We start from the raw sequence: 26,806 nt of genomic DNA on the forward strand, positions 1-26,806 counted from the left end.
ATGATAGAATGATTTTATTCTCAATTAGAGAATTTGTCGTCGCCACCGTTCAACCCGTTCCAGAACAGGAGTCGCCATGAACTCGCTAAACCCTTTCATTGCACGACTTGGCATTGCGTTCCCCATCATTCAGGCGCCGATGGCGAGCGTCTCCACGCCGCAACTGGCGGCCGCGGTTTCCAATGCCGGTGGACTGGGGTCCCTTGGAATCGGTGCGAGCACGGCTGATCAGGCGCGCAAAATGATCGAGGAAACGCGCAGCCTGACGCGTGAGCCGTTCAATGTGAATGTGTTTTGCCATGCGCCCGCAGAGCGCGATGCGGCGCGTGAAGCAGCGTGGCTGCGGTACCTGGCGCCGCTGTTCGCGGAGGCGGGGATTGAGCCTCCGGCCGCGCTCAATGAGATCTACACGACCTTTCTGCATGACGATGCGGTGTTCGATCTGCTGATCGAGCAGCGTCCATCGGTTGTCAGCTTCCACTTTGGTCTGCCGTCGGTGGATCGCATCAACGCGTTGCGCGACGCGGGCATCACCACGTTGGCCAGCGCCACCAACCTCCGTGAAGCAGAACTTGGCGAGCAGGCTGGCGTCGATGCGATCGTGGCGCAAGGGATCGAGGCCGGCGGCCACCGCGGCATGTTCGACCCGGACGCCGTCGACGAACAGCTAAGCACCGCCGTGCTGGTCCGCTTGCTGGTGCAGCGAACGAAGCTGCCGGTGATTGCCGCGGGCGGCATCATGGACGGTCAGGGAATCAAGGCGGCGCTGGACCTCGGCGCGGCTGCCGCGCAACTCGGCACCGCTTTCATTCTGTGTCCCGAATCGGCCGCCAATGCCAGCTACCGTGCCAATCTCAGGAACGAGCGGGCGGCGGCCACCCGGTTGACGAGCGTGCTGTCCGGCCGGCCCGCACGCGGCATGGTCAATCGCCTCATCGCGTTCGGTGAATCGTTGGGCAGGCCTGTGCCCGCCGCGTACCCGGTCGCCTACGACGCTGCCAAGCAATTGAACGCGGCTGCAGCGAAACTGGGCAACCATGAGTTCGCGGCGCAGTGGGCGGGGCAGGGCGCGCCGCTGGCGCGCGAGCTGACTGCCGCGCAACTGGTTCAGACGCTCGTTCAGGAATTGCAAGGCTGATGGCGATGCGGTGAAGCGTTAACGACCGACGGCTGATATCGGCACATTAGTCCTGAGTGGCCATATCGGTAGCGTTGGCCTGTACCAGTGCGCGCGCAAGCAGGTACACGACCGGCAAGTCGTCGTCGTCACGTCGCCAGTCGATGGGTTCGTCGAGATCCATCCCGGACAAACGACTGTCGCAAAACCGGACAAACGTCGAGCGCACCGCCTCGTTGTGCCTTGCCAGAAACCCCCGATTCTCAAAGACCTGTTCGTCGATTGTCAGCAGTGTCCGCCACGTCGGCAATTGCGCGCTGCTTGAGTAACGGCGACGGCCATTGTCGAGGTGACGACCCGCGACCGTGGCAATGATTTGCTGGAGATCGAGCGACGCGCTGCGGAGTGCGCGTTCGAGGGCGACCGGATTGATGTCGTGGACATCCCGATCAGGAGCAGCGTCGTTAATCATCTTGTTATCTTCCTGAAGACTCGCAGCATTAACGTTGGTGCTTCAATGACACCTGGTTGCGCTCTGCCAGCAGCAGACGGATCTGCGCAAGATAGTTATCGCCAACCGTACAGTCGGCAACAGGTCGGGGCTGTTGATGAGGTGTTGGCGGACGTACGCCGAGATAGCGGCACACGGCGGACAGGTACGGTTTGCCGTTGCCTCCCAGATGTCGCGCAGCTGCAGCTACGCGTACGTCGCCGACATGCTTGCGCAGCCAGGCAAGCGTTTCGCGATCACCGTCGTTCAAGATGCGGATGAGCTGGTTCATGACCGATCCTGTATATAAAAACAGTACTGTAAATTTATACAGTATTTGGCGGGGATGCAAGTCAATTTTCGCGCGGGGGAGGTTTTAGAAAAACTTAACGATGACGCGGGAAGACCCCTCTGTTCGCCATTTTTTGAGTTTCCAAGCTAGGCCACGGTCGATTCCAACCAGAGGCCGGAGTTTTTTCACCCGTCAACCCCACAGTCGCGTCCCGCCGAGCCAGCCTGGCCACGGTGAACGCCGCTGTGCGTTGTGACCTGGAGCGCTCACGAAAAACGCGATTGCTGGTCTGGCATTGCTGTTCGCCGCGTTCTGTGTTCACGCCAATGCAAGCGATGCGGCGCAGCTTCGCTTCGGCGTCGATCCTACTTACGCGCCGTTCGAGTCGAGGGCACCGTCCGGACAACTGGTCGGCTTCGGCATCGACCTCGGCAATGAAATATGCCGCCGGCTGAACGTCAAATGCGTGTGGGTCGAAACGGCGTTCGACGGCATCATCCCGGCGCTCCAGGGCAGGAAATTCGAGGCGATTCTGTCCGCGATGTCCATTACGCCGCAGCGTGAGGCTCGGGTTGCCTTCTCGACATCCTTGTTCATCACTGGCTGCACCTCTATGGCGATCCCGGCGATGCACTCGGCAAGAAGATCAGCGGTGCTTTCGAGTCGTTCCTGCCGGCTGACGGCGACTGGCGCGAGATCGCATGGCGGCGCACGCGCCAGATATGGGAGCGCGCGCTTGCAGCGCTGCCGGCGATTCACGCAACTTCGTCAGCCTGGCGATAGACCGTACCGTCAAAGATTGAAGGGAAGTGACCCCAACTCTTTCCCAGTCGCTCCGGAAAGCTGGCTTTACATGCTTTCTATTAAAAAATGAGGGCGCTTGCGCTCGGCGTCCGGGTCGGCCTGGCTACCGTTTTCATCTCGATGTGCTGATGCCTCGCGCCTCCATGATCGCTTTGCTGTCATGACAAGATCGCTATTGTTCCCGTGACTTCGCTTTACCCGTGGTTTGCTCAGCCGGTATGTGCCCCTGATCGCTTTCCTGGCTCCATTGTTCAAGTAGCGTGCGCGTGTGTTCGCGTATAGTCGACTTGATCTGTTCGGCTTTCTCTGCATCGATCCTATTCCAGCCAAAGACCGTCAGCGTCGAGCGATGCGCGACATGAAAAATCACCAGTTGCCCATGCAGGCTGAATGTGCGGATCAGCGTGACCGGATCATCGGCGACGCGCCCCCGAAGCCGTGTTCTCCAAACAGTTCGATCGCGGCCTCGATGATCCGGTGGCGCGTCCGCTCGCCGCGCGCGTAGCCGCCCTCTGGCGAACGGCGCAGTCTTCTTTCGGTGTTCGTCCATGTGTCTCCATTTCATTCGCGGAAATAAATCACCTGACACAACTGTAGCGTCTGGATTGGGCAGCATGACGGCGGCGACGGATGGCGCACGGCATACGACGATATCGTCGCGAAACCATTCGCAGTTCACATCATTCACGCGAACCGCCACCGGCGTACTGTTTGTCGACAGCCGTTCGGCGAGGGCCGCTCGCGCGATCTTCTCTGTCCGGCCGGTTGCCTGGAACGAAGAGATGAGACCGAGGTGCAAGCTCAGCCATGTTGGGCCTTCGGTTTCGATTCGGGAAGCAGTCTGGGTACGACGTTTGCATTGGCAATCGCCCACACCGATGCGATGGAGCGCTTGAGTTCGTCTTCGGTCGCCGCATTGCCATACAAACCCAATGTGATCGTTTTGCGCTCGAGTTCGGCGCGTGTGAGCGTGTTGCCCGGATCGCCCTTCGGATCATCCACGCGGCCCTCAAAGATGCGGCCGTCCTTCGTCTGAACGACGACCTTCCCGATCCAGCGTGACGGATAAGCTGTATCGACTTCATGGTCGAGCACCATCGAGACCTTGTTGCAGAAGTGCGCGATCCTGCTTTCCTTGTAATGGCCGTCGAACTCACGCACACCCGCGTGGCCGAATTCCGCAACCAGAGCGAGCACGGTGCCCATGGAGAACTTCGCTTGATGAACTGTTTTTGGGTCGATTACCGGTCCGAGGACATCGATCGCAGCCTGGTGAACATGAGTCACCACCGTCTCGATGTCGTCCGGCACGAGCTTCTCGCGCTGAATAACCTGCAGCAGAGCATCGGCTGCCGGATGAGTGTGCCGGCACGAAGCGTGATACTTGAAGGACGTTTCGATCAACGCCCAGCGCTTGCCGAGCGCTTCGGCGAGTTTGTCCGGATGCGTTTGCGTGGACATGCCCGCACCCATGCCTTGCGCGCCCTCGAAGATGTCCTTCGCACCGGTGAAGCCGTCGGCCGCCAGGTAGGCTGCGAGAAGACCGTTCGCCGCAGCCTTGGCCGTATGCAGTTGCTTGGAGTCAGCGGCGTCTTTCAGGAATTCCCAGAGTCCGGCTGCCTGAGTGCCGGCGGAGCCAAACGCATTCACCATCTGGTCGTCACTTAACCGCAAAAGATTACCGACCGCTGCGGCGGCCGCGATCGTACCGACCGTGCCGGTAGTATGAAAAATCTTGTAGTGCGACCGGCCGAGAAATTCACCGACGCGGATGCCCACTTCATAGCCTGCAACAGATGCGGCGATGAACTCTTTGCCGCTTCTACCAAGCGCCTGCGCGGCGGCCCACGCTGCGGGGAAAACGACGGTTGCCGGGTGCAGGACCGAACTGTTGTGAAGGTCGTCCTGTTCAGCGAAGTGCGATGCGGCAGCGTTGATCATTGCCGCGAAGAGCGCGCTGGTGGTTCGCCGGGAGATCAGTACTTCGCAGGGACCAGACGGTGGTCCGAATTCGAATGCGTATTTCTGGATCGTCTCGACGGGGCGCGCTTCGCGGCCGGCCAGTGCTGATCCGAACCAGTCAAGGAAGAGGTCTTCCGTGCGTGCCACCACGTCCTTGGGGATCTGTTCGAACTTGAGATTGGCCGCAAACGAAGCAAGAATCTGGGTGTTGCTCATAACTCGCTTACCTTGACTGGGGAGTTAGATTACGGCCGCTTCACGAAGCTCGCGGATGGCATCGGTGGAAAAACCCAATTCATTCAAAAGGGCCTCAGTGTGCTGGCCTAGCGGGCACGGCGTCCAACCGAACATCGGATGCCGTACTGATGCCTGGGGGCAGCAGGGCGGGAATGGCGCCTGCAGGGGCAGTCGATGCTCACCCAGCGATTACGTTCCCTGGGCTGAGGATGCGACCACACGTCGGGCATATCATTCATTCGTGCGCTGGCAATCTGCGCTGTGTCCAGCCGACTGATGAGCTCTTCAGAAATCAGCATTGCTGAATGCGGCGACGATGATTTCTCGCAGTTCCTCGCGTGCTGCCACGCGTTTCGAGTTGGAACCGAAGCGGGGATCGAGGGCGAGTTCAGGCTCCAGTAGAACCTGCGCGCAGAAGACACCCCATTCGTGCTCGTTCTGCAGACCCAGCCGCGCCGCGGCGCATCATAGACACGCGCAAAGTCCCCGACACCTGGGCGTTCGATCTTGATCACGCGCGCGCCAGGATCCGCAAGTTGACGGGTGCAAAACGGTGCTGCAGTCGCGTGCTCGAGGGTGATGACCTTCACGCCGTCCAGCGGTTTCATGTCCTTCCCCTTAGAAAGAACGTGGCAGCCCGAGCAGATGCTCGGCTACGTACGAGAGAATGAGATTGGTCGAAATCGGGGCGACCTGATAGAGCCGCGTCTCGCGGAATTTGCGTTCGACGTCATATTCGTTCGCAAAGCCGAAGCCGCCGTGGAACTGCAGGCATGCATTGGCCGCCTCCCAGGAGGCGTCAGCCGCGAGCAGCTTGGCCATGTTGGCTTGCGCGCCGGCGGGCTGCCGGGCGTCGAAAAGCTCGCAGGCCTTGTAGCGCATCAGGCTTGCCGCTTCGACGTTGACGTGCGCGCGGGCGATCGGAAACTGCACCCCCTGGTTCTGTCCGATCGGGCGCCCAAAGACGACGCGTTCCTTGACGTACTTGCAGACCTTGTCGAGGAACCAGTAGCCGTCGCCGATACACTCGGCGGCGATCAGCGTTCGCTCGGCATTCAGGCCATCAAGGATGTACCTGAAGCCCTTGCCTTCCTCGCCGATGAGGTTCTCCTCAGGGATCTCGAGGTTGTCGAAAAATAGCTCGTTAGTCTCGTGATTCACCATGTTCGGAATGGGACGAACCGTCATGCCGTGGCGGATCGCCTGATGCAAGTCGACCAGAAAGATCGACATGCCTTCGGATTTCTTCGCGACCTGATCAATCGGCGTGGTCCGTGCGAGCAGAATCATCAGGTCGGAGTGTTGAACCCGCGAGATCCAGACCTTCTGGCCATTGACAACATAACGGTCACCCTTGCGAACCGCAGTCGTCTTGAGTTTCGTGGTGTCGGTACCGGTGGTCGGTTCAGTTACGCCCATCGACTGAAGCCGCAATTTTCCGCTGGCGATTTCCGGAAGGTATTTAGCCTTTTGCTCTGCCGAACCGTGCCTGAGCAGTGTCCCCATGTTGTACATCTGCCCGTGACACGCGCCGGAATTGCCGCCGCTGCGATTGATCTCTTCCATGATCACCGAGGCTTCGGTCAGACCGAGCCCGGAGCCGCCATATTCCTGCGGAATGAGGGCCGCAAGCCAACCTGCGTCGATTAGAGCTTGCACAAAGGTTTCAGGGTAGGCGCGGTCCTCGTCGACCTTGCGGAAATACTCGGCGGGGAAGTTGGAACACAGATCGCGAACCGCTTCGCGAATGTCCTGATAGGGGTCAACGTTAGCCAGCACTTGTCTCTACTCCTCAGAGTTAATTTTTGAAATACCTACGCGAGTGTCGTTAGCGTCGCCTCGGCATCGACGCACAACACGCCATCGGAATTGGCTGCCCAGAGCTTCACTTCGGTCGATCCGGGGGCACGGGCTGCGTGGATAAAAAATGGCGCGCAATCAAAGAGCGGGTTGACCGCCTTGAACGAGAACGATGCAATCGATTCGCCTGGAAGGCTGCGCCGCAGGAGATCGATCAGCAATGTCGCAGTCAGTGGGCCGTGAACGACCAGCGCCGGATAGCCTTCCTGTTCCTGGGTGTAGGTGCGGTCATAGTGAATGCGGTGGCCGTTGAAGGTATCGGCGGAGTAGCGAAAGAGGAGGACCGGGTCGGGCACGATCTCCCGTTTCCAGATGAACTCTGCCGGCGCGCTCGGGCCGGTTGCCGCGGTGTACGCCGTTGTCGCGGGCTCGCGGTACACAACGTCCTGTTCTTCGGAGATCAGCGGACCTTCGAGGTCTTCCAGTTCGTGACGCAGACGCACAAACACGAGTTTTCCGGTACGCCCTTCCTTGGCGGCGACGTCGAGAATCTGCGACGTCCGGGTGACTTCGCTGCCGACCACGAGTGGACGCGCGAACCGCACGCGGCTGCCCGCCCACATCCGTCTGGGCAGCGGTACTGGCGGCAGGAATCCACCGCGTGTCGGGTGTCCGTCCACGCCGACCTGCGACTGCGAAACAATGTGAGGAAAAAACGCCCAGTGCCACAGCGGAGGCAACGGAGAGCCTGCAGTCGGGACGTCCTCATAGTCCAGTGTAGCGGCGAGTTGTTGCGCAAGACGTGGCGCGATGAATTCGCATTCGGCCTGTGTGCGGCCGATCCACGTGCGCAGGTAGTCGAGTTCAGCGGTCATGGGGATGTCGGGTAGCGTCGTTCACGCTAGATTGACGCATCCGCCTGTTGACTACAATTTGTGTCTGGAGAAGAGGGCTTTAAACGCAGACTAACTGTTGATAGTCAGGCCGGCACTGACTCACGCCCGGTTTTGCACTTCTGCGTGAGGAGGTCGACCAGTTCCCGCGCGAAAGATGGCAAGAGGTCAAGATTGCGCACGCAGATCAGCAGATTGCGCGTCGCCCAGTCGTTCTCTATTTCAACGAGCCGGATGTTCATGGTCTTCACGTAGCGCACCGCTGACGAGCGAGGCAATACGCCGATCCCGACGTTCGCCTCGATCATTCGGCACAGTGCCTCGAAGTTGCCTACTTCGATTCGCACCTGAAGTGTCTTGTGCATATCGCTCGCCAAGCGGTTCAGAAAGGTATGAATCGCGCTAGCGTCGGGCATTCCGACGAAGTCAAACCCGCTTGCCTCTTCAAATGGGATCGACGTCTTCCCGGCGAGGGGGTGCGCGTTCGACACCGCCAATATGAGCCGGTCTGAGCGGTACGGCAGGACTTGCAGAGACTCGGGCCTGACGTTGCCGGCGACTATTCCGAGGTCTGCCGTGCCTTCGCTGACCGCACGCACCACGTCATGGCTCAACCGCTCGCGAAGCTCGACGTTCACATCAGGATGCCCGGCGAGAAACTCACGCAGGTCGTTGGGTAGAAACTCGGTTGTAGCGGTAGTGTTCGCAAAGATCCGCACATGGCCTTTAATGCCGCGGGCGTACTCCTGCATGTCGCCGCGCAACTGCTCGAGCTGCGACAGAACCAAGCGGGCATGGTGAAGGAATGCCTGACCCGCCGGCGTGAGCGTAACGCCCTGGCTGGTCCGATACAGCAGCTTGGTCCCCATGCTTTCTTCCAGATTCTTGATGCGGGTGCTTGCTGCGGGTACTGACATATGAAACCGCTCGGCACCCCGAGTCAAGCTATCCGTCTCAGCAATACATGCGACGAGACGAAGATCAACCAGATCGAAATGCATGGCCATGATACGTGCTCCGAATGAAGAGATGCCCCGTTGATCCGGTACGGCCATGACGTGGGCTGGAATTGAATGAACCGCTGTCTTGCCCGGTGTTCAGTTGCCTGTCGCACAATCCGCGCCGCCGACGATCTTCAGCGTATAAACCGTCGATACGCCCAACTGCTGTGGCGCGATCGGCTCGACCAGCCAGGAAGGCAACTGATTCAGGTCCAGTTCGCTCGGGCCCAATTCAAGCGAGGCATTCGCCGTCGTGATGGTCAGCGTGGGCAGCGCCGCGTGGTTGAACACGACAAAAAACAGATCGTTATACGCCAGGCGGCCGCTGGCCGTCGTTTCCTTCGCTGGGATCACCACGCGTTTGACCCTGTCAGCGTCGACAATCCAGGCGTGCGCGCGGCCTTGCGTCTGAACCGCCAGTTGCAGCGTGCTGGCATCGATCTGCGTTAGCGCGGCTGACGACCCGCCTGCCGGGTCTGTCGGATCCTCGTCATGCAGCGATGGGTGCATGAGCTCGTCACCGGCGGGAGCGCGGATCTGGTATAGATGGCTATCCGCCTGTCCGGGCCGGCACGAGGGATAACAGCTGGCTGCGGGCACGTCGATACGCTTGACCAGATGACCGTCGCTCGAAAGCGTGGTTCGGTCGACAAACTCGTTAACTTCGTAACGGCCGGCATCGCCGGTGGTGCAACGGGCGGCTTGAGGCGACCCAGGGCTACTGACTGTGGGGGCGTCTGCATGCGCGAGCACCGTGAGCAGACACCATGCTGCCATGGCCCATTTGAGTGCTCTCATCGACGCTCCGGCATATGACGCTGAACCACGATGTCGCTGCGCGCCCGCAACGGCCTCATCAAACCAGCTTCAGATTCAGTTCAGCCCGGCTCGCGTGTAGCAGCTTCGAATTCCTTCAGATCGAAACCCGGTTGGGCTGCTTGTGCGATGGTCGGCAACGCGGCGCGGGCCAGCAGTTTGCGCGATGCCATATGGTCGCCCGGCCGGTTGCACGATTCCACTGCGATCAGGCGGCCAGAGCGGAAGCACAGCACGCTTAGTTGCCGGGCCTCGCCAGACCCCAGCAGGACCGTTTCGTCGTGGCCATCGGAGAGGCCCGCAATCTGCAGTTTCAGATCGCCCTGGTCGCTCCAGAACCACGGCAACGCGGTGTAAGTCGCAGGCTTGCCAACCAGGCGCGCCGCGACAGTGCGCGCCTGATCGACGGCATTTTGCACCGACTCCAGCCTGATCGGCGCGCCGCTCCATGCAGACGGAAAACTGACGGCGTCGCCGATGGCTGAAATCGATGGATCGCTGGTCAGCAACTGAGCGTCTACGCAGATACCGTTGTGCACGGCAAGACCCGCATCGGCGGCGAGCTCGGTGTTGGGTAGCACGCCGATGCCGTAGACCACCAGTTGCGCTGGCAAACGGCGGCCGTCGCCCGTTTCCACGGCCACCACCCGGCCGTTGTCGCCAACGAGCCGCGCGACGGTTTGCCCAAAGTCGAACTTCACGCCCCAGCCGGCATGCGCGGAGCTGAATAGTGACGACATAGGCGTGGAGAGTGCGCGCGCCATCGGCCGCGTGCCGAGTTCGACCACGTGAACCGACAGGCCTTTGGCCGCCGCCACGGCCGCGAATTCGAGGCCGATGAAACCGGCGCCGATCACGACCACGTCGCGCGCGGCCGCCACGCGCGGCGCGAGCGCATCGGCATGCTCCAGCGTGCGGATGCCGAAGACGCCGTCGAGTTCGATTCCCTCGATGGGTGGAACACGGTTGCGTGCGCCGGTGGCGAGCACCAGGTGGTCGTACGGCACACGCTCGCCATTGGCCAGTTCCACGCGCTGCGTTTCGCGATCGATCCGCGCGACCCGCGCTTCGATCCGCTCGAGACGTTGCTGCTCGAACCATTCGTGGGTCCGAAAGCGCAGCGCAGTGGCGCCGATCTTGCCGAGCAGGTAAGCCTTCGACAGCGGGGGACGCTGGTAGGGCACACCCGGCTCGTCGCCGATCAGCGTGATGCCGCCTTCAAAACCTTCCTGCCGCAGCGAGGCCGCGGTCTGATAACCGGCCTGACCCGCACCGACGATGACAACGTTATTCAATGACATGAGAGGATCGGGAGGTCGAGTGATCAAGCCAGATTCAGCGAATCGAATTTCGGGTAACGGCCGAGCGGCAGCAGCGTGATCGCACCGAGCAGAAAAGCGGCGCCGCAGATCGCCAGCATCGTCGTGTATGAGCCGGTCACGGTGTAGATCCGGCCAAACAGCCACGGTGCCAGTGCGGATGCGATGGTGATCAGCGCGACGTGCACGCCGAACAGGCGCCCGTAGTCGCGCATGCCGAAGTAACGCGCCATCAGATACGCGGCAATGTCGAACTCGGCGCCGGCACCGAGCCCGATCAACAGCGTCGCAAGCGCGAGCGTGGCGGCGTGATCGGCGCCGGTGGTAGACAGCAGCAAACAGCCGAAAGCGGGCATGGCCAGAGCGACGGCAGCCACCGCGGGCGCCCACAAACGATCGATCAGGTAGCCGACGAGCAGCCGGCCACCGATCAGCGAGAGTCCGAAGCTGCCGAAAATATGACTAGCTTCGGCCGCTGAAAGGCCTTTGTCGCGCAGAAGCGGCACGGTATTGCTAACCATCGAGACGGTCGCAGCCACGACGAGTGAAAGGGCGATGTTGAGCGTCCAGAAGCGCGCCGAACCAATCGCGTCACGGAACGCGAGCCCCGTGTGCGCCCGTACCGCCGGCGCCACGTGACCGTTCGCGGTACGCTCGCGTCGCCCCGCGGGTGCGTCTTGCCCCGCCGGCGTCTGCAACCACATCAGCACGAGCGGCAACACCAGAACCAACGGCAGCGCTGCCAGCAAAAGAAACGCGGCTTGCCAGTTCCAGCGGCCGATCACCCACGTCACCGCCGACGGAATCAGAATTGCCGAGAGGCCTGTGCCCGATAGCATCACGGCAAGCGCCAACCCGCGATTGCGCTCGAACCACAGGTTGACCAGATGCGTCCACGTGATGTGCATCGTGCCCATGCCGGCGATCGGCAGCAGCGTGCACATCAGATAAAGCCAGCCGATCGAGTGGCCCATCACCTGCATCAGCGACATCAACGCGTAGACCACAGCGAGCCCGATCAGCGACGCGATCGTCACATGCCGCATTCCGTAGCGGTCATTGAGCCAGCCGACGATTTGCGCGCCGATCACCGCTCCACCGAACAGAAAGCTGATCGCTGGTTGCAATTCACCGCGGCTCCAGCCGAATGCATGTTGCAGTGGAATCACCAGCGAACCGAATGCATACAGCAGCGAAGCGTTGGCGGCCACGCCGAGCCCGAGCATGGCCATCAGCACGGGGCGCCAGCCGGAGCGGAATTCGGCGAGGTCGATGGCGGCGGATTGAGACGAGTCAGAGGAGGACATCGGCGGTTCCTTTACGGATCGGCAAGCGGCCACTGTGCGCGCAAAGCGCGCTGGAGAAGCAGTCCGCCGCTGGCGTGATATTCCATATACAGAAAACAATTCTACATATAGATTTGTCGGGATAACTCGGTAAATGCCCTGGGATGCCACCCGATTGGCGGCGACATCGGTGTTCAGGCGAGCAGTATCATTCCTTGACCAGCAGCACGCTGGCGCCAAGCGGTCCACCGCCCGCAGCGGCAATCGCCACTTCGTGTGGCGCCACCTGGCGTTCGCCGCCCCGGTTCCATAACTGCGTGCAGGCTTCATGCACGTAGCCGAGGCCATGCGTACGTCCGCCGGACAACTGACCACCGTTGGTGTTCAACGGCAAGGAGCCGTCACGCGCAATACGCTGGCCGCCTTCGACAAATGCGCCGCTCTCGCCGCGCGGGCACAGGCCGAGTCCTTCCATCCATAGCATCGTCAGGATCGAGAAACCGTCATAGAGCTGCGCATTGCCGACGTCTTTCGGCTTCAGATCGGTGCGCGACCACAGCATGCGTCCGACGTCGAAGCAGGCGATCTCCGTCAACGAAATCTGATCCCACGACCACGGTTGATGCAGCGCGGAGCCGATGGCTTCGAGCCGGATCGGTGCGTTCGGTCCATTGCGCGCAAGATCGGCGCGTGACAGCACGATGGCCGTGGACGCGTCGCAATGCACGTCGCAATCGAACATGCGCAGCGGCGTGGAGATCATGCGCGAGGCGAGGTAGTCCTCCATCGTCATTGCGTTGCGAAACACCGCCTTCGGGTTAAGCATCGCGTTGGCGCGACAGGTCAGCGGAATCTGTGCAAGTTGCTCGGGCGTCGTGCCGTATTCGTGAAAATGACGTTGCGCATACAGCGCCATCAGGTTGATGCCGGAGACGACATTGAAGGGCGTGTACCACTGCCAGAAATAGCTGCTGTCGCGACCCACCGTCTTGTTGGTGAGGGCGCTCGCAGTTTTATTTTTGAGGCGCGCGCTCGCCTCGGTAATGGTACGAAACACCAGCACGTGCTTGCACAAACCGGCGGCGATCGCCATCGCACCGTTCACCAGACCCGTGAGCGGCCCGGGCCCTTCGTAACCCGCGCCATACCAGTTCACCTTCAGGCCGAGCACGTTCATCAGCGCATTAGGACCCACCGGCGAGAACGGGTTGCCGTTGTCGTTGTCGCCGGGCCAGCACGAAATGCCGTCGATGTCCTCGCGAGTGAGGCCCGCATCGGCAATCGCCTCGAGCGCGGCGTCCACGCTCAACTGCATCGCGGTGCGGTTCGAAGGCCGGCCCACTTCCGACTGGCCGATGCCGCTGATCGCCACGTTCTTCTCGAAGAGGTTCTCGCTCATGCCGCGCTCCGTTCGGGATCGGCTTCGAAGAGCGGCAGCCAGACGTCTTCCTGCTGTTCAAATTTCACGCGCACGGGCATGCCGATATGCACGTCGCCGACTTCGCCGCCGACGATATTCGTTACGAAACGCAGGCCTTCACGCTCGGCGAGTTCGACGATCGCGACGACATACGGCACCGGAAGATCGGGCAGCCATGCCTGATGATTGATCGTGAAACTCACTACCTTGCCGCGTCCCGACACCGGCTTCGCACCGACGTACGACGACGCGCAGCGCGGGCAGAGCGGCGCGGGCGGATGAAACAGATGGCGGCATGCATCGCAGTGGTAGACGTTCAGCACGCCGTGTTCACCGCCTTGCCAGAACGGCGCGGTTTCAGCAGTCAGAAGAGGGAGTTTTCTCGGCATGGATGCGCTTGATTTCGTATTGCCTGGCAGTTGACCGTGGGTTGATGTCGCCATAATATATGAACAGAAACGCGAAAAATGTATTAAATTAGCGAGAACGGTGCAGGGTTTTCCCGCCAGGGAAATCACTCAGAAGCCCGCTCAAACACAGGAGACAGGCGTTCTTATGCCGACCAATCAACTTATCCATCGCAGGGTCATCGTCACGGGCGGTCTTGGCGCGCTAGGGCGCCGGGTCGGCGCCGAACTGAGCGCGCGCGGTGCGCGCGTCGCGCTGGTGGATCGCGCTGCAAGCGTGGCGATCGACGCTGTCGAAGCGGTATTCGGCAACGTCGATCTTGGCGATGCAGCCAACACCGCGAATGCGTTTGGGCAGATCGCCGGGCGGCTCGGCGGTATCGATGCGCTGGTCAACATCGCGGGTGGTTTTGCATGGGAAACGCTGGAATCGGGCAGCATTGAAACGTGGGATCGCCTCTACGCGATGAACGTGCGCACTGCGGCGATTGCTTCGCATGAAGTCCTGCCCTATCTGCTGCGCGAGAAGAGCGCACGCATCGTGAACGTCGGCGCATTGGCGGCCCAGAAAGCGGGTGCGGGCATGGGTGCGTACGCGGCGTCGAAAGCGGGCGTCGCGCGGCTCACCGAAGCGCTCGCGGAAGAACTGAAAGACCGGAACGTCACCGTCAATGCGGTGCTGCCCAGCATCATCGATACGCCTGCGAATCGTGCGGCCATGCCGGACGCCGATACGTCGCGCTGGGTTGCGGCGGATCAGCTTGCCGCGGTGATCGCCTTCCTGCTGTCGGACGACGCCGGTGCGGTGACCGGCGCGTGTCTGCCCGTAGCGGGGCGCATGTAATGGGCGCCGCGCTTCCTCCCGATCAGGCTGCACAGCGGCAGTCCGGCGCCACGCTGAGCTGGAACGATGGTTTCCTGCTCGGCTTCGCGCCCATGGACGATACCCACCATGAGTTCGTCGAATGCGTCGCCGCCTTGCAGCAATGCGACGAGGCGGCCGTACAGGAAAAGCTCGCGGCTTTCGAGCGCCATGCGCTCGCTCATTTCGAGCAGGAAGAGCAATGGATGCGGGACACGAGCTTTCCCGCCGCCCAGTGTCACGCGGACGAACACGCGGCGGTTCTGCGCTCGGTGCGCGAAGTTGCACAGATGCTGCGCGACGGCGCCGCGAGTCAGGTCGCGCGTGAACTGGCGCAAGCACTCGCCGACTGGTTTCCCGGCCACGCCGATTACATGGACGCGGCCTTGTCCCACTGGATGAGCAAGCGCACTCACGGCGGCCTGCCGGTGGTCCTGCGGCGCGCCATGCCGGGTATCGCCGCCGCTGCGTCCGATTCATCCCCTCAAGCCGGAACCTTTCGATGAGACTCGTCACTTTCCAATTGGCCGACGGCGTGCAGCGCTCGGGCGCCCTGTTCGACAACGATCAGGCGGTACTCGATTTGCGTGAGGCGAGCCGCATCGTGCGCGGCGGCGACAGCGTCGCGTTGGCAAGCGTGCAGGCCTTGCTGACAGGCGGCGAGCCTCTGCTCGAAGAAGCACGCGCGCTGCTGGCCCGCGCGCCCGCCGACGCGGTGCGCGAACGCAGTGCCGTGAAGCTGCTGGCGCCGATTCAACCGCCCACGCAGATGCGCGACTGCTCGTGCTTCGAACTGCACCTGCGGCAGAGCTTCGCCGCGGCGCGCCGAGCGCGCGCCTTGCGTACGCCCGACCCGGAAGCGACGCTGAAGGCGATGAACACGCGCGCCGACGATCGCGTGATCGACACCTTCAACCGTCAGCCGATCTACTACAAGTGCAACCGTTTTGCGGTGATCGGTCCCGACGATGACGTGATCTGGCCTGCGTATAGCAAGCTGCTCGACTTCGAACTGGAATTCGGCTGCTACATCGGCCAGCGCGCGAAAGACGTGTCGCGCGAGAATGCGCGCGCGCACATCTACGGTTACACCATCTTCAACGACATCAGCGCGCGCGACGCCCAGGCCACCGAAATGGGCGGCATGCTCGGGCCGGCCAAAGGCAAGGACTTCGATACGGCGAACGTGATGGGTCCATGCCTCGTCACCGCCGATGAACTGGGCGACCCCTACGACCTGACCATGATTGCCCGCGTCAACGGCGAGGAATGGGGCCGCGGCAACACGCGCGACATGCGCTGGCAATTCGAGGACGTGATTGCGCATATCTCGCGTTCCGAGACTTTGCATCCGGGCGAGTTCCTGGGTTCTGGCACAGTTGGCAACGGCTGCGGACTTGAACAGCTCCGTTATCTGAAGCCGGACGATGTGGTCGAACTGGAGGTGGAGGGCATCGGCGTTTTGCGCAGCAGGATCGTGCGGCCGGTGGTGCAGGAAGTCGAAGCATGAGCGCCGTTCAAACCGACTGTGCGCAACGGACGCAAAACGCGCGGCCGGCGCTGTTGGCCGGTCTGAAAGTCATCGACTTCGCCACAGGCCTTGCGGGCAGCGCCACGGCGCTGTATCTGGCCGAAGCCGGCGCGGACGTCGTGAAAATCGAACGCCCGCGCCATGAGGCCGAGCGCGACGCGGCACTCTTTCATGTGCTCGATCGCGGCAAGCGCCGCGTGACCGAGGGCGACGGTGCCGCGCGGCGCGAGCTGCTCGAGAGCCTGCTGCCGGATGCCGACGTGCTGGTCCACGACCTCACGCCCGCTGAAGCCGCCACATGGTCGCTGGACGACGGGCAATTGCGGCAACGCTATCCGGCGCTCGTCATCGCGAGTGTAGGCGGCTGGCCGCGCCGTCACGCACTCGCCGACGCCCCGGTGCGCGAGACGCTGGTGCTCGCGCGCCTCGGCATCCTTGACGAACAACCCGGGCATCGGCCTGGTCCGGTATTTATCCGCATGCCGTTCGCCAGCTGGATCGCGAGTTGGCTCAGCGCGGTGGGCGTCATGGCTCGGCTGATCGCGCGTGAACGCGACGGGCAGGGCGGCATTGCCCATACCAGTCTCGCGCAAGCCGCGCTCGTGCCGATGACGATGCACTGGTCGCGCGCCGCGCAGCCCACCCCCGTGTTTGCCAGGGGACTCGACAAGAGCGTGCCGATTCCGCTGCATCGCTGCGCGGACGGCCGCTGGATTCACGTGCATTACTCGCCCGACGCCGCGCCGTGGATGGCCGAAGCGCTTGCTGCAATGGGTCCGGACGAGGTGGCGCGCGCCAACGCACAATGGCCGCCGAGCCATGTCGCGCCCAACTTTGGCGCGAACCGGGAAATCATCGCCACGCGCAACGCGCAGGACTGGGTCGAACATTTCTGGGCGCACGACGTGGCGGCGCAGATCGCCGCGCCATTCGGCGAGATTTACGCCGACGAGCAGGCGCGGCTCAACGGTTATGTAGTTAGCGTGGACGATCCGGTGTTCGGCGCGACGTCCCAACCCGGACCGGCGTATCACGTCGATCCGCCGGCGCACGTGCGCGGACCGTTGCAAGCGCCGACGGCAATACGCGATACAGGCTGGTCGGACAAGAACCGCTTTGGCGCGGCCGCTCGCGCGGACACCGGCGCCACTCACGGAGCCCAGCCATCGGGCGCCGCGTCTGCGGCGTCCCGTCCGCCACTCGATGGGCTCAAGGTGCTGGACCTCGGCGCGTATCTCGCCGGTCCGTTTGCCTGCATGGTGCTCGCGGACCTCGGCGCCGACGTCATCAAGGTCGAACCGCCCGCAGGCGACGCAATGCGACGGCTCGAGCGCGCCTTCGCCGGCACGCAGCGCGGCAAGCGCGGGCTTGCACTGAAGCTCGGCGCCGAAGGCAGCAAGCCGGTTATCGAAGCACTGGCGAAATGGGCTGACATCGTCCATCACAACGTGCGCATGCCGGCGGCACGTAAGCTCGGCATCGCGCCCGAGCAGTTGCGGGCCATCAAGCCGGCGCTCGTCTGCGCGCATGTCAGCTCATACGGTCCGCAAGGCCCGCGTGCCGATTGGCCCGGCTTCGATCAGCTGATGCAGGCGGCGGTGGGCTGGGAAGTGGAATCGGGCGGCGAGGGCAATCCGCCGAGCTGGCTGCGCTTTGGCGTCGGCGATCATCTGGCGGCTTTGTCGTCGGTGTTCGCGGTCCTGCTCGCGCATCTCGCGCGCATGCGGACCGGCGAGGGACAGACGGTCGCCTCGTCGCTGCTTGGCGCGATGACGATGACGGCGAGCGAGGCCGTCGTAATCGAGCGGGAGCGCGCCCTGACACCGATGGCCCATCTCGACGCGGGCCAGCACGGCATCGCGCCGACGCATCGTTTGTATCGGTGCAAGGACGGCTGGATCGCCGTGGCCGCATTGAGCGCGAAAGAAGCCGACGCCTTCACGCGGACCACCGGCGAGAAAGCCGAAGCCATGCTCGCAGCGCTCGATGTAACGGCGGCACTGGCCACGTTGCATCGAGCGGGTGTGCCCGCCGAGCCCGCACTGGAATCGCAAAGCGACGCGTTTCTCGACAGCGCCGACCATGCCGCCGCCGGGCTGCACGCTACGTACGGCCACGCCGTCTACGGCTCGCTGCAGCAGATCGGCGCGCTATGGGACTTCGATGATTTACCGCTCGTGATCGAACGAGCACCGCCCGCGCTCGGCGAGCACAGCCGCGAGGTGCTGGAGATGCTGGGCTTCGATGCGCAACATATCGAAGAACTGGTCAGTCAGGGTGTCGCGCGCATTTGAGCGCCCTATTTGAGCGCCACGGAGACAAGGACAATGAACGAACTGGATTTCACCGGCAAGACCGTGCTGGTGGTGGGCGGCTCGAGCGGTATCGGTAACGGTATCGCCCAGGCGTTTCTGCAACGAGGCGCAACCGTGCATGTGTGGGGCACGCGCGCTTCGGTATCCGATTACGCCGATTCGATCGATTCGAATCTGACGGGGCTGCATTACACCCAGGTGGACGTCTCGGAGTCGGCCAATATCGAACGCTGCGAATTGCCGTTCGATCGTCTCGACGTGCTGGTGCAGGCACAAGGTACGGTCCTATACGACCGTCAGGAGTTCAAGACGGCAGGCTTCAAAAAGGTGCTCGACATCAACCTCACCAGCCTGATGACCTGTGCGGACCGTTGCTTCGAACCGTTGAAGGCGGCGCGCGGCGCAATGATCATCGTCAGCTCGGCTGCGGCGTTTCATTCGACGCGCGGCAACCCCGCGTACAACGCGTCGAAAACCGGCGCCTTCGGTCTGACTCGCACGCTAGGTGAGGCGTGGGCACGCGACGGCATCCGCGTGAACGGGATCGCGCCTGGGCTCGTGGAAACCAAGCTCACGCGCGTGACGACCGCCGATCCGAAGCGCCTCGAAGGCGCGCTGCGGCGCATTCCGCTCGGCCGCCTCGGCACGCCCGCGGACATGGCCGGTGGCGCACTGTTTCTGGCGTCGCCGTTGTCCGCGTACATGCTCGGCCAGACCTTGCTGCTCGACGGCGGCATGTTGCTCGCCTGACGCTTATCCGCACGCTCACCTCGAAGAGGAATCGCATGTCCTGGGACTTTGAAACCGATCCTGACTTTCAGGCCGAACTCGACTGGATCGAGCAGTTCGTGCGCGACGAAGTCGAACCGCTCGAACATGTATTGGGCAGCCCGTGGAATATCCACGACCCGAAGTTCCAGATTCTCGTGAGGCCGCTGCAGCAGCAGGTGAAGGACCGCAAGCTGTGGGCGTGCCACCTCGGTCCCGAACTCGGCGGCCCGGGCTATGGCCAGGTCAAGCTCGCGCTGATCAACGAGATTCTGGGCCGCGCGCTGTTCGCGCCGATCGTATTCGGCTGCCAGGCGCCCGATTCGGGCAATGCGGAAATCCTCGCGCATTACGGCACGCAAGCGCAGAAGGCGCGTTATCTCGCGCCTTTGCTGGCGGGCGATATCGTCTCCTGTTTCGCGATGACCGAGCCGCAAGGCGGCGCCGACCCGAAGGTTTTCACGACCCGTGCGGCGCGCGACGGTAACGACTGGGTGATCAGCGGGCAGAAATGGTTTGCTTCGAACGCGCGGTTCGCGGACTTTTTCATCGTGATGGCGATCACCGATCCCGACGTTTCCGCCTACAAGGGCATGTCGATGTTCATCGTGCCGGCGGGTACACCGGGCTTGAGCATTCTGCGCAATGTCGGGATGGCCGACGAACCCGAAGCGACGCATGCGTATCTTGCCTTCGATCAGGTGCGGGTGCCGGCCGACCACATGCTCGGCGCGCCCGGCGAGGCCTTCGTGGTCGCCCAGGTACGGCTCGGCGGCGGCCGTGTGCATCACGCGATGCGCACCATCGGGCTGGCGCAGAAAGCGCTCGACGCGCTGTGCGAGCGCGCGCTGTCACGCCACACGCAGGGCACCTCGCTCGCCGACAAGCAGATGGTGCAGGAAAAGATCGCGGACTCGTGGCTCGAACTGGAGCAGTTCCGCTTGCTCGTGATGCGCACTGCGTGGCGCATCGATCGCTATCAGGACTACCAGAAGGTGCGCAAGGACATCGCCGCGGTAAAGGCCGCTATGCCAAAGGTGCTGCACGACATCGCGGCGCGCGCGCTGCATGTGCATGGTTCGATCGGCGCTTCTTCCGAAATGCCGTTCGCCGGCATGATCTCGCGCGCCTTCCAGATGGGTCTCGCCGACGGTCCGACCGAGGTGCACAAGGTTACCGTCGCCAAACAGTTGCTGCGTGACTATGCGCCGTGCGCCGACCTGTTCCCCGCATACCATCGGCCGACCGCGGCCGCGGCAGCCGAGCGCAAATTCCGCGCGGCGCTTGGCTAACCCACTCACAGGAGCATGTGATGACGAATTCCGGCTGGCAAGCGGCCGTGGACCTCGAACGGCTCACGCAATGGATGGATGAGCAGTCACTCGAAAGCGGACCGATTGTCGACGCGCGGCCTCTCACGGGCGGCACGCAGAACATCCTGTTGCGCTTCAGACGCGGCGCGCGTGAATTCGTCCTGCGCCGGCCGCCCTTGCACGCACGGCCGGAAGTGTGCGCGACCATTGCGCGCGAGGCGCGCGTCCTGGGGGCATTGACAGGCACCGCGGTGCCGCATCCGGCGCTGTTCGGATCCTGCACCGACGACGCCGTGCTCGGCGCACCGTTTTATCTGATGGCGCCGGTGGAGGGCTTCAACGCTTCTGCCGCGGCATTACCGGATTTTCATGCGCAGCCGCAAGCGCAGCAACGCATGGGTTACTCGATGGTGGATGCGCTGCTGAGGCTCGGCGAAGTCGATCCATTAGCGGTTGGACTTGGCGACTTCGGTAAACCGCAGGGCTTCCTTGAACGGCAGGTCGCGCGTTGGCGCGGTCAGCTCGAGCATTACCAGGTGCATGCGGGCTGGCCCGGTCCGGCCTCATTGCCGGGCGTCGTCGAGGTCGCGCAGTGGCTGGAAGCGAATCGCCCCGCGCCGTCACGCACCGGCATTCTGCATGGCGATTTTCATCTGGCTAACGTGATGTTTTGCAACGACTCGGCCGAACTCGCGGCGATCATCGACTGGGAACTGGCCACCGTCGGCGATCCTCTGCTCGATCTCGGCTGGCTGGTAGCGACTTGGCCGAATGCCGAGGGTCAAGGGGCGGGAACGATACGTGTCACGCCATGGCGCGGATTCCCGAGCGCCGCCGAACTGGTCGATTACTACCGCGAGCGCAGCGATCGTGACCTGGGCGCGATCGATTGGTATGTCGTGCTCGCGCGCTTCAAGCTCGGCATTCTGCTGGAGGGCAGTTATGCGCGCTCGTGCGCGGGCAAGTCATCGGCGGAATTGGGCAGCAGGCATCATGCGTCGGCTGTGCGCCTGCTCGGGCAGGCCAAAGAACTGATTGTGCAACTGGCGTGATGCACGGCACCCCCGGCGGCGCATAGCGTATTCGATACGAACAGAATAGAAACACGGAGACAGACATGAATATCCAGAACAAACGCGTGATCGTGACGGGCTCGGCGAGCGGCATCGGCGCGAGCGCGGTCAAGGCCCTGGTCGCCGCGGGGGCGAAAGTGGCGGCACTCGATCTGAACGACGAGGCGGGCCGCAACGTTGCCGCAGAGGCATCCGCAAAGGGGCCGGGCGTCGCGCATTATTTCCGCTGCGACGTGAGCCAGCGCGTCCAGGTCGACGACGCTTTCAGCGCGGCGGTGGAGCGCATCGGCGGCCTCGATGCGCTGGTGAATATCGCCGGCGTTGAGCGCAAATCGCCGGCTGAATCGATCACTCAGGACGATTGGGACCTGATGTTCGACGTCAACGCGCGCGGCACGCTCAATACCAATCAGGCCGCCTTCGTGCATCTGAAAGAACGTGGCGGGCACATTGTCAATTTCGCGTCGGCGGCGGGCGTGATGGGCGTGCCGGGTCTCGCGCACTATTCCGCGGCCAAGGCGGCGGTGCTTGGCTGGACTCGCACGGCGGCCAAGGAGTGGGGCAAGTATCGCATCACGGTCAATGCATTGGCGCCCGCCATGTGGACCCCGATGTACGAAAAATTCCGCGCCCGGCTGGATGCCGACCAACTCGCCGCGCACGACGCTTTCATGGCGCAGCAGATACCGCTCGGCGGGCGGCTTGGCGACCCCGACACGGCGATGGCGCCGGTGCTGCTCTTTCTCGTCAGCGACGGCGCGAACTTCATCACCGGACAGACGCTGGCGGTAGACGGCGGTCTGATGATTCCTTGAGCGCGGGCATCCAATGACTGAACGTCTGCAAGGTCAGGTCGCGCTGATTACCGGCGCCGCCAGCGGCATCGGCGCGGCGGCGGCCCGGCGCATGTCGGCGGAGGGCGCCACGCTCGTGCTGGCCGATATCGACGCCGACGGTGGCGCTTCTCTGGCGCGCGAACTGGCGAACGCATCGTTCGTGCGCACCGACGTGAGCGTTGAAGCACAGGTCGCTCAGGCGGTCGAGCATGCAGTGCAACGGCATGGCCGGCTCGACTGCATGGTGAACAACGCGGGACTGGTGGGCGCGTTCGGCTCGATCCTCGATACCGACGCGATCGCCTGGCACGCCACGCTTGCTGTGCTGCTCGATAGCGTGTTTTACGGCATCAAGCACGCCGCTCGGGCGATGGTGCGGCAAAAGAGCGGCTGCATTCTCTCGGTGGCGAGTACTGCCGGCGTGATCGGCGGCCTCGGGCCGCATGCGTACACCACAGCTAAACACGGTGTAATCGGGCTCACGCGATCAGCGGCCTCGGAACTCGCGCCTCACGGTGTGCGCGTCAACGCGGTGGCGCCGGGAACAACCGTCACCAACATGATCGTGCAGGGCCGCGGCAGTCTCGAAGCGGCGCTCGACGCGGCGGCCGCGGCATCGCCGCTCGGTACGCCGCTGATGCCGGAGGAAATCGCGGCAGCGCTCGTCTACCTGGCGAGTGACGATGCGCGCCATGTCACCGCGCATACGCTGGTCATCGATTCTGGCGTGACGGTGGCGGGCGCCACCGGCAGTGGCCAGTTTCATCAGCGCGCGGCGGGTTTCATGGGCCGCATGCCGGAAGCAGTAGAGCGGACAGATTGAATTAATCAGACAGAGCGCGCCGCGCTGACGTGTCGTGCGCGCATTTTGAACCTCGCGCCGCGGCCCGCATGATATGCGCGCAGCGACGGCGTCGATGAACGGCCATAAGCGGCCATAAGCGGCCATAAGCGGCCCTACCCAGCCATCCCCCGCCATACCAGGAGAACGACCCATGCTGATCGACGTCCACGCCCATCTTTTCACCCCTGCGATGCTCAAGCGTCATGAATTCTGGGGCCCATTCATGAAGACCAAAGGCCTGACCGTGGGTCATTTTTCACTCGGCACGACGCAACCGTCAAAAGCGCGCGACGACGACGAAGCCGAGGCGAATCTGCTCGCACGCATGACTCACGAAGCGCGCCGCAAGCTGATGACCGAGCGCGGGGTCGACAAGCTGGTGCTGTCCACGCCGTCGCATGCGTTCATGTACTGGGCCGGCGAATTCGGCGACGAATACGCGCGTATCTGTAACGACGAGCTCTCGGCCTTCTGCGCCAAGGACCCGGAACATTTCGCGTTCTGGGCGCATGCGAATCTCGCCAACCCGGCCGAGGCCGCACGCGAAATCGAGCGCGCGGTGACGCAGCTCGGCGCCAGGGGTGTGTGCGTGGGCGGCGCCAATTTCAATGGTCTCGAAGCGTATAGCGAAGAACTGTTTCCGGTGTGGGAACAACTCGAAAAGCTCGATGCGCCGATCATGGTGCACGGCTTCAACCAGTCTATCTACTGGGGCGAAAAGCATACCGACGACAGGTTCGAGACCACCTCGATTGTCGGCGACTGCTTCGACGAAACGCTGTTTTTCTGGAATTTGATCAACGGCGGCGCATTGGACACGTTTCCCGGCTTGAAGACCTACATCACGCATGCGGGCGGCATGGCGATTTTCCAGCTTGGACGCCTGAACGATCTCAATCGCGTGATGGCGCCGGATTCGCGCAACAAGCGTCCCGTGATGGAGTATCTGCCGAACTTCTATTTCGACCTCGATGTGCACGCGACCGGTTTGCGGCGCGGCGTGGTGGAGGTGGTAGGGGTGGACAACCTTCTGTACGGCACGAATTTCGGCGGCGCGTATGAGCACGGCGATCTGACCGAAGGCCTCGGACTCTCCGAAACGGATCGCGAGAAAATCCGCAGCGGCAACGCCATCAAGCTGTTGAAGCTTGACGTCAGCGAGCAGGTCGCTGCCTGAAGCGCTGGCGCAGGGAAAAGCGCAACACGCAAGGAAGGCTGCAACGCGAGCCGGTGCGATGCGCTGTTGCGCCGCGCCGGCGACACTCGATAAAAAGACGGAGACATGCGTATGACGACAGGCAACTGGTGGGCGGCGGCCCTTCGCGAATCGGTGAACAGCGAGAAGCCGCTCGCGGTCGTGTGCAATGGTGAGGCGCTGGTGCTGTTTCGCAATGCGGCGGGCGAACTTTGCGCGCTTGAGGATCGGTGTCCGCATCGGCGCGTGCCGCTTGCACTGGGGACGGTCACGCCGAAGGGGCTGCAATGCGGTTACCACGGCTGGACCTTCAATGGCACGACCGGCATGTGCACGACGATTCCGAATCTGCGTGAGGACGAGCGCGTGCCGTCGCGTTACGGTGCGCGTGCCTACCGGGTTGCCGAAAGCCATGGCTTCGTGCACGTGTGGTTAGGCGAGGGCAGCCCCGACGACGCGCCGCTGCCGGGCGCGGACTATCAACCGCGGAGCAGCGAGTTCAGCGGCGCGGCGGTGGCCAATATCGCCCACGATGAATATCTCGCGGCGATGCTCGACGGTCCCGAATGCCTGCTCGAATTCGGCAGCGTACGCATGACCGATTTCTTCCTCGGCGATCCACGTCTGGAAGCAGGGCGTCTCGTGGTCGATCGCGGTGCGGTATGGAGGACGCGGATGCTGCCGCCGGCTTTCGTGATCGATCATCCGCTGATTGTGCGCACGGCGGTACCGCTCGAGGGCGGCACGATCCGTGTCGATCTGCTCGATGCGGATGAGGCGCCGCTCGTGAGCGTGTCCATCGCCTCCAGCGCCAATCGGCGCGGCACCACCAGCCTGTGCTGGCGAGGCTTCAGACACGATACGCGGGTGGCCGGCGCGCCGCTTCGCTGGCATCTCGCCCGGGCTCGCGCACGCGCGCCGTTCCGGATCCATTCAACGATCGACGGCGCCGCGCTGGCTGCGTTGTTGGTGGCGCCGTCGCGCGATCTGGCCGCGGCACGCGCCGCGCGGTGTGCGCCGCTGAGCGAGGCCGCCTGAGCTGCTTTCCATTTCGACAAGGAGCATCACAAGATGAATGCCGTCACTGAAACGCTCGCCGCCGATACGGCCAATGCCGCGGCCTCCGCGGCCGCCACGTCGCCCAGATCGGCGCGCCGCGACTGGACTCCACTCAACTACGATCTGCGCGACACCTGGTTCCCGGTCTCCCATAGCCGCGACGTGACGGAGAAGCCGATTCGTCGCATCGTCCACTCGCAGCCCTATTTTCTTTGGCGCGACCACGCAGGTAAGCCGCGCGCCGCCGAGTTTCGTCCCGAGCAGCTCGAACAGCACCGTGCGCAGGCTAGTGCGTTCACCGGTGGCTCGGGTTTCTATCCGGCGGTGGAACGCTATGGCTATATCTGGTCGTGGTACGGCAATCCGGATAACGCCGACGAGCAATTGCTGCCGCACATTCCTTTTCTGCCGCTCGACGGCAGCCTGCCCGGTTACACGCAACGCACGGTGCGCTTCGATTCGACTTCGGCGCTTTCAATCGAGAACCTGATCGACCTCACGCATGCCGATTTTCTGCACGCGAATACGATCGGCGACGGCACCTCCGAGTCCGACATTGTCGAAACGGAATGGACCTCGGAGACGGTCACGCGCACCCGCATCGTCACGCAGAAGTCGGTGGCGCCGATCATGCGCTGGGTCGGCGGCGTACGCGCGAAGTACCAGGATTTCCGTGCGGTGCTGCACGTGCATTTGCGCAGCAACGTGTGCATTTCCTATCCGCGCTTCAGGCCCGGCTACGACGTGCCGAACCTGCAGCCGTTCGTGCCGGTGGGCCGCCATCGCTCGCGCTGCGACGTCACCTTCAATACGACCGCCGCACCCATTCCACTGCGTTATGTGATGCCGCGAATCGCGTTCGTGATCCAGCCGCAGGACAACTCGGTGATCCGGCCGCAGAACGAGCGCTATTTCGATCCGGACGAGCGCCTCGATCTGCATTCGCGTTTCGATGCACCGGGAACGCGCTACCGTTTCCTGATGGATCAACTGGTGCAGCGGCAGGCGCGCGGCGACTTCTCATACGGATCGGACGCCGAACCGGGACGTGATATTCGTGCGCTGCTGGGGATGGTGGATTGAGCGGGCTTCGCGAACGCTGAAGCGGGAGCAGGCGCGCTGCGTGACGTTCGCATCCGCGCTTGCATGCCGCATGCCGCGCTAGC

General features: G+C 63.0%; 25 protein-coding genes and 3 pseudogenes. 14 read left to right on the forward strand and 14 right to left on the reverse strand.

Going from position 1 to position 26,806, the window contains the following annotated elements:
• Positions 1–76 precede the first annotated feature (76 nt).
• A complete protein-coding gene (locus tag HWX91_RS19430) occupies positions 77–1,138 on the forward strand; it encodes an NAD(P)H-dependent flavin oxidoreductase (protein ID WP_028198066.1) in 1,062 nt (353 codons plus the stop codon).
• 46 nt (positions 1,139–1,184) lie between these two features.
• Here the strand turns inward: HWX91_RS19430 and HWX91_RS19435 are convergent, their stop codons facing one another.
• Both HWX91_RS19435 and HWX91_RS19440 read right to left on the reverse strand, forming a co-directional pair.
• Positions 1,185–1,589, reverse strand: coding sequence for a DUF2471 domain-containing protein (locus HWX91_RS19435; protein WP_028198067.1), 405 nt, complete (start codon positions 1,587–1,589; stop codon positions 1,185–1,187).
• 28 nt (positions 1,590–1,617) lie between these two features.
• Complete coding sequence (locus HWX91_RS19440; protein WP_028198068.1) at positions 1,618–1,899, reverse strand: CppA family protein; 282 nt, start codon at positions 1,897–1,899, stop codon at positions 1,618–1,620.
• A 289-nt stretch (positions 1,900–2,188) separates the two neighbouring features.
• Here HWX91_RS19440 and HWX91_RS40815 point away from each other — a divergent pair.
• A pseudogene (locus HWX91_RS40815) lies at positions 2,189–2,500 on the forward strand (transporter substrate-binding domain-containing protein); the annotation flags it as partial.
• A 375-nt stretch (positions 2,501–2,875) separates the two neighbouring features.
• Here the strand turns inward: HWX91_RS40815 and HWX91_RS41465 are convergent.
• From HWX91_RS41465 to HWX91_RS19505, 12 genes and pseudogenes are all read right to left on the reverse strand, one after another.
• The gene (locus HWX91_RS41465) at positions 2,876–3,106 is read right to left on the reverse strand and encodes a CerR family C-terminal domain-containing protein (protein WP_482052049.1); all 231 of its coding nucleotides are present in this window, start codon (positions 3,104–3,106) and stop codon (positions 2,876–2,878) included.
• A gap of 17 nt (positions 3,107–3,123) precedes the next feature.
• Positions 3,124–3,231, reverse strand: a pseudogene (locus HWX91_RS41470) (CerR family C-terminal domain-containing protein); the annotation flags it as partial.
• 273 nt (positions 3,232–3,504) lie between these two features.
• Positions 3,505–4,881 (reverse strand): MmgE/PrpD family protein, encoded by a 1,377-nt coding sequence (locus tag HWX91_RS19460; protein ID WP_028198070.1) that lies wholly within the window; start codon positions 4,879–4,881, stop codon positions 3,505–3,507.
• Between the two features lie 24 nt (positions 4,882–4,905).
• A pseudogene (locus HWX91_RS19465) lies at positions 4,906–5,510 on the reverse strand (CoA transferase).
• Between the two features lie 10 nt (positions 5,511–5,520).
• Positions 5,521–6,681 carry an acyl-CoA dehydrogenase family protein gene (locus HWX91_RS19470; RefSeq protein WP_028198071.1) on the reverse strand — a complete coding sequence of 387 codons (1,161 nt, stop codon included), beginning with the start codon at positions 6,679–6,681 and terminating at the stop codon, positions 5,521–5,523.
• A gap of 35 nt (positions 6,682–6,716) precedes the next feature.
• A complete protein-coding gene (locus tag HWX91_RS19475) occupies positions 6,717–7,577 on the reverse strand; it encodes an HTD2 family dehydratase (protein ID WP_028198072.1) in 861 nt (286 codons plus the stop codon).
• Between the two features lie 104 nt (positions 7,578–7,681).
• Positions 7,682–8,602 (reverse strand): LysR substrate-binding domain-containing protein, encoded by a 921-nt coding sequence (locus tag HWX91_RS19480; protein WP_028198073.1) that lies wholly within the window; start codon positions 8,600–8,602, stop codon positions 7,682–7,684.
• A 90-nt stretch (positions 8,603–8,692) separates the two neighbouring features.
• The gene (locus HWX91_RS19485) at positions 8,693–9,394 is read right to left on the reverse strand and encodes a hypothetical protein (protein ID WP_127837928.1); all 702 of its coding nucleotides are present in this window, start codon (positions 9,392–9,394) and stop codon (positions 8,693–8,695) included.
• Positions 9,395–9,474: 80 nt separating this feature from the next.
• The gene (locus HWX91_RS19490) at positions 9,475–10,713 is read right to left on the reverse strand and encodes an NAD(P)/FAD-dependent oxidoreductase (protein WP_028198075.1); all 1,239 of its coding nucleotides are present in this window, start codon (positions 10,711–10,713) and stop codon (positions 9,475–9,477) included.
• 23 nt (positions 10,714–10,736) lie between these two features.
• Positions 10,737–12,038 (reverse strand): MFS transporter, encoded by a 1,302-nt coding sequence (locus tag HWX91_RS19495; RefSeq protein WP_042275767.1) that lies wholly within the window; start codon positions 12,036–12,038, stop codon positions 10,737–10,739.
• Between the two features lie 187 nt (positions 12,039–12,225).
• Entirely contained in the window at positions 12,226–13,416 is a 1,191-nt protein-coding gene (locus tag HWX91_RS19500; protein ID WP_028198077.1) for a thiolase family protein, read from the reverse strand.
• Complete coding sequence (locus tag HWX91_RS19505; RefSeq protein ID WP_028198078.1) at positions 13,413–13,826, reverse strand: Zn-ribbon domain-containing OB-fold protein; 414 nt, start codon at positions 13,824–13,826, stop codon at positions 13,413–13,415. The genes HWX91_RS19500 and HWX91_RS19505 overlap by 4 nt, the downstream gene beginning before the upstream one ends.
• 166 nt (positions 13,827–13,992) lie before the next feature.
• Between HWX91_RS19505 and HWX91_RS19510 the strand changes: the two genes are divergently transcribed.
• The 12 genes from HWX91_RS19510 (at position 13,993) to HWX91_RS19565 (ending at position 26,723) form a co-directional block, all read left to right on the forward strand.
• The gene (locus HWX91_RS19510; protein WP_028198079.1) at positions 13,993–14,688 is read left to right on the forward strand and encodes an SDR family NAD(P)-dependent oxidoreductase; all 696 of its coding nucleotides are present in this window, start codon (positions 13,993–13,995) and stop codon (positions 14,686–14,688) included.
• A complete protein-coding gene (locus HWX91_RS19515) occupies positions 14,688–15,212 on the forward strand; it encodes a bacteriohemerythrin (RefSeq protein WP_042275769.1) in 525 nt (174 codons plus the stop codon). Before HWX91_RS19510 ends, HWX91_RS19515 begins: the two co-directional genes overlap by 1 nt.
• Positions 15,209–16,216: a fumarylacetoacetate hydrolase family protein gene (locus HWX91_RS19520; RefSeq protein ID WP_035520512.1), complete on the forward strand. Its 1,008-nt coding sequence runs from the start codon at positions 15,209–15,211 to the stop codon at positions 16,214–16,216. Before HWX91_RS19515 ends, HWX91_RS19520 begins: the two co-directional genes overlap by 4 nt.
• On the forward strand, positions 16,213–18,531 hold the full coding sequence (locus HWX91_RS19525; protein WP_042275771.1) for a CoA transferase: 2,319 nt from the start codon (positions 16,213–16,215) through the stop codon (positions 18,529–18,531). Before HWX91_RS19520 ends, HWX91_RS19525 begins: the two co-directional genes overlap by 4 nt.
• A gap of 33 nt (positions 18,532–18,564) precedes the next feature.
• Positions 18,565–19,302, forward strand: a complete 738-nt coding sequence (locus tag HWX91_RS19530; protein ID WP_028198082.1) for an SDR family NAD(P)-dependent oxidoreductase — start codon at positions 18,565–18,567, stop codon at positions 19,300–19,302.
• Positions 19,303–19,337: 35 nt separating this feature from the next.
• Positions 19,338–20,612: an acyl-CoA dehydrogenase family protein gene (locus HWX91_RS19535; RefSeq protein WP_028198083.1), complete on the forward strand. Its 1,275-nt coding sequence runs from the start codon at positions 19,338–19,340 to the stop codon at positions 20,610–20,612.
• Positions 20,613–20,632: 20 nt separating this feature from the next.
• Positions 20,633–21,685 carry a phosphotransferase family protein gene (locus HWX91_RS19540; protein WP_028198084.1) on the forward strand — a complete coding sequence of 351 codons (1,053 nt, stop codon included), beginning with the start codon at positions 20,633–20,635 and terminating at the stop codon, positions 21,683–21,685.
• 65 nt (positions 21,686–21,750) lie between these two features.
• Complete coding sequence (locus HWX91_RS19545; RefSeq protein ID WP_028198085.1) at positions 21,751–22,521, forward strand: SDR family NAD(P)-dependent oxidoreductase; 771 nt, start codon at positions 21,751–21,753, stop codon at positions 22,519–22,521.
• A gap of 13 nt (positions 22,522–22,534) precedes the next feature.
• The gene (locus tag HWX91_RS19550) at positions 22,535–23,365 is read left to right on the forward strand and encodes an SDR family oxidoreductase (protein WP_028198086.1); all 831 of its coding nucleotides are present in this window, start codon (positions 22,535–22,537) and stop codon (positions 23,363–23,365) included.
• Positions 23,366–23,537: 172 nt separating this feature from the next.
• Positions 23,538–24,563 (forward strand): amidohydrolase family protein, encoded by a 1,026-nt coding sequence (locus HWX91_RS19555; protein WP_028198087.1) that lies wholly within the window; start codon positions 23,538–23,540, stop codon positions 24,561–24,563.
• Between the two features lie 111 nt (positions 24,564–24,674).
• Positions 24,675–25,619, forward strand: a complete 945-nt coding sequence (locus tag HWX91_RS19560; protein ID WP_042275774.1) for a Rieske 2Fe-2S domain-containing protein — start codon at positions 24,675–24,677, stop codon at positions 25,617–25,619.
• 33 nt (positions 25,620–25,652) lie between these two features.
• The gene (locus HWX91_RS19565; RefSeq protein ID WP_028198088.1) at positions 25,653–26,723 is read left to right on the forward strand and encodes a hypothetical protein; all 1,071 of its coding nucleotides are present in this window, start codon (positions 25,653–25,655) and stop codon (positions 26,721–26,723) included.
• Positions 26,724–26,806: the final 83 nt, after the last annotated feature.

The sequence above is a fragment of the Paraburkholderia fungorum genome (assembly GCF_902833645.1).
Taxonomy (GTDB): domain Bacteria; phylum Pseudomonadota; class Gammaproteobacteria; order Burkholderiales; family Burkholderiaceae; genus Paraburkholderia; species Paraburkholderia fungorum.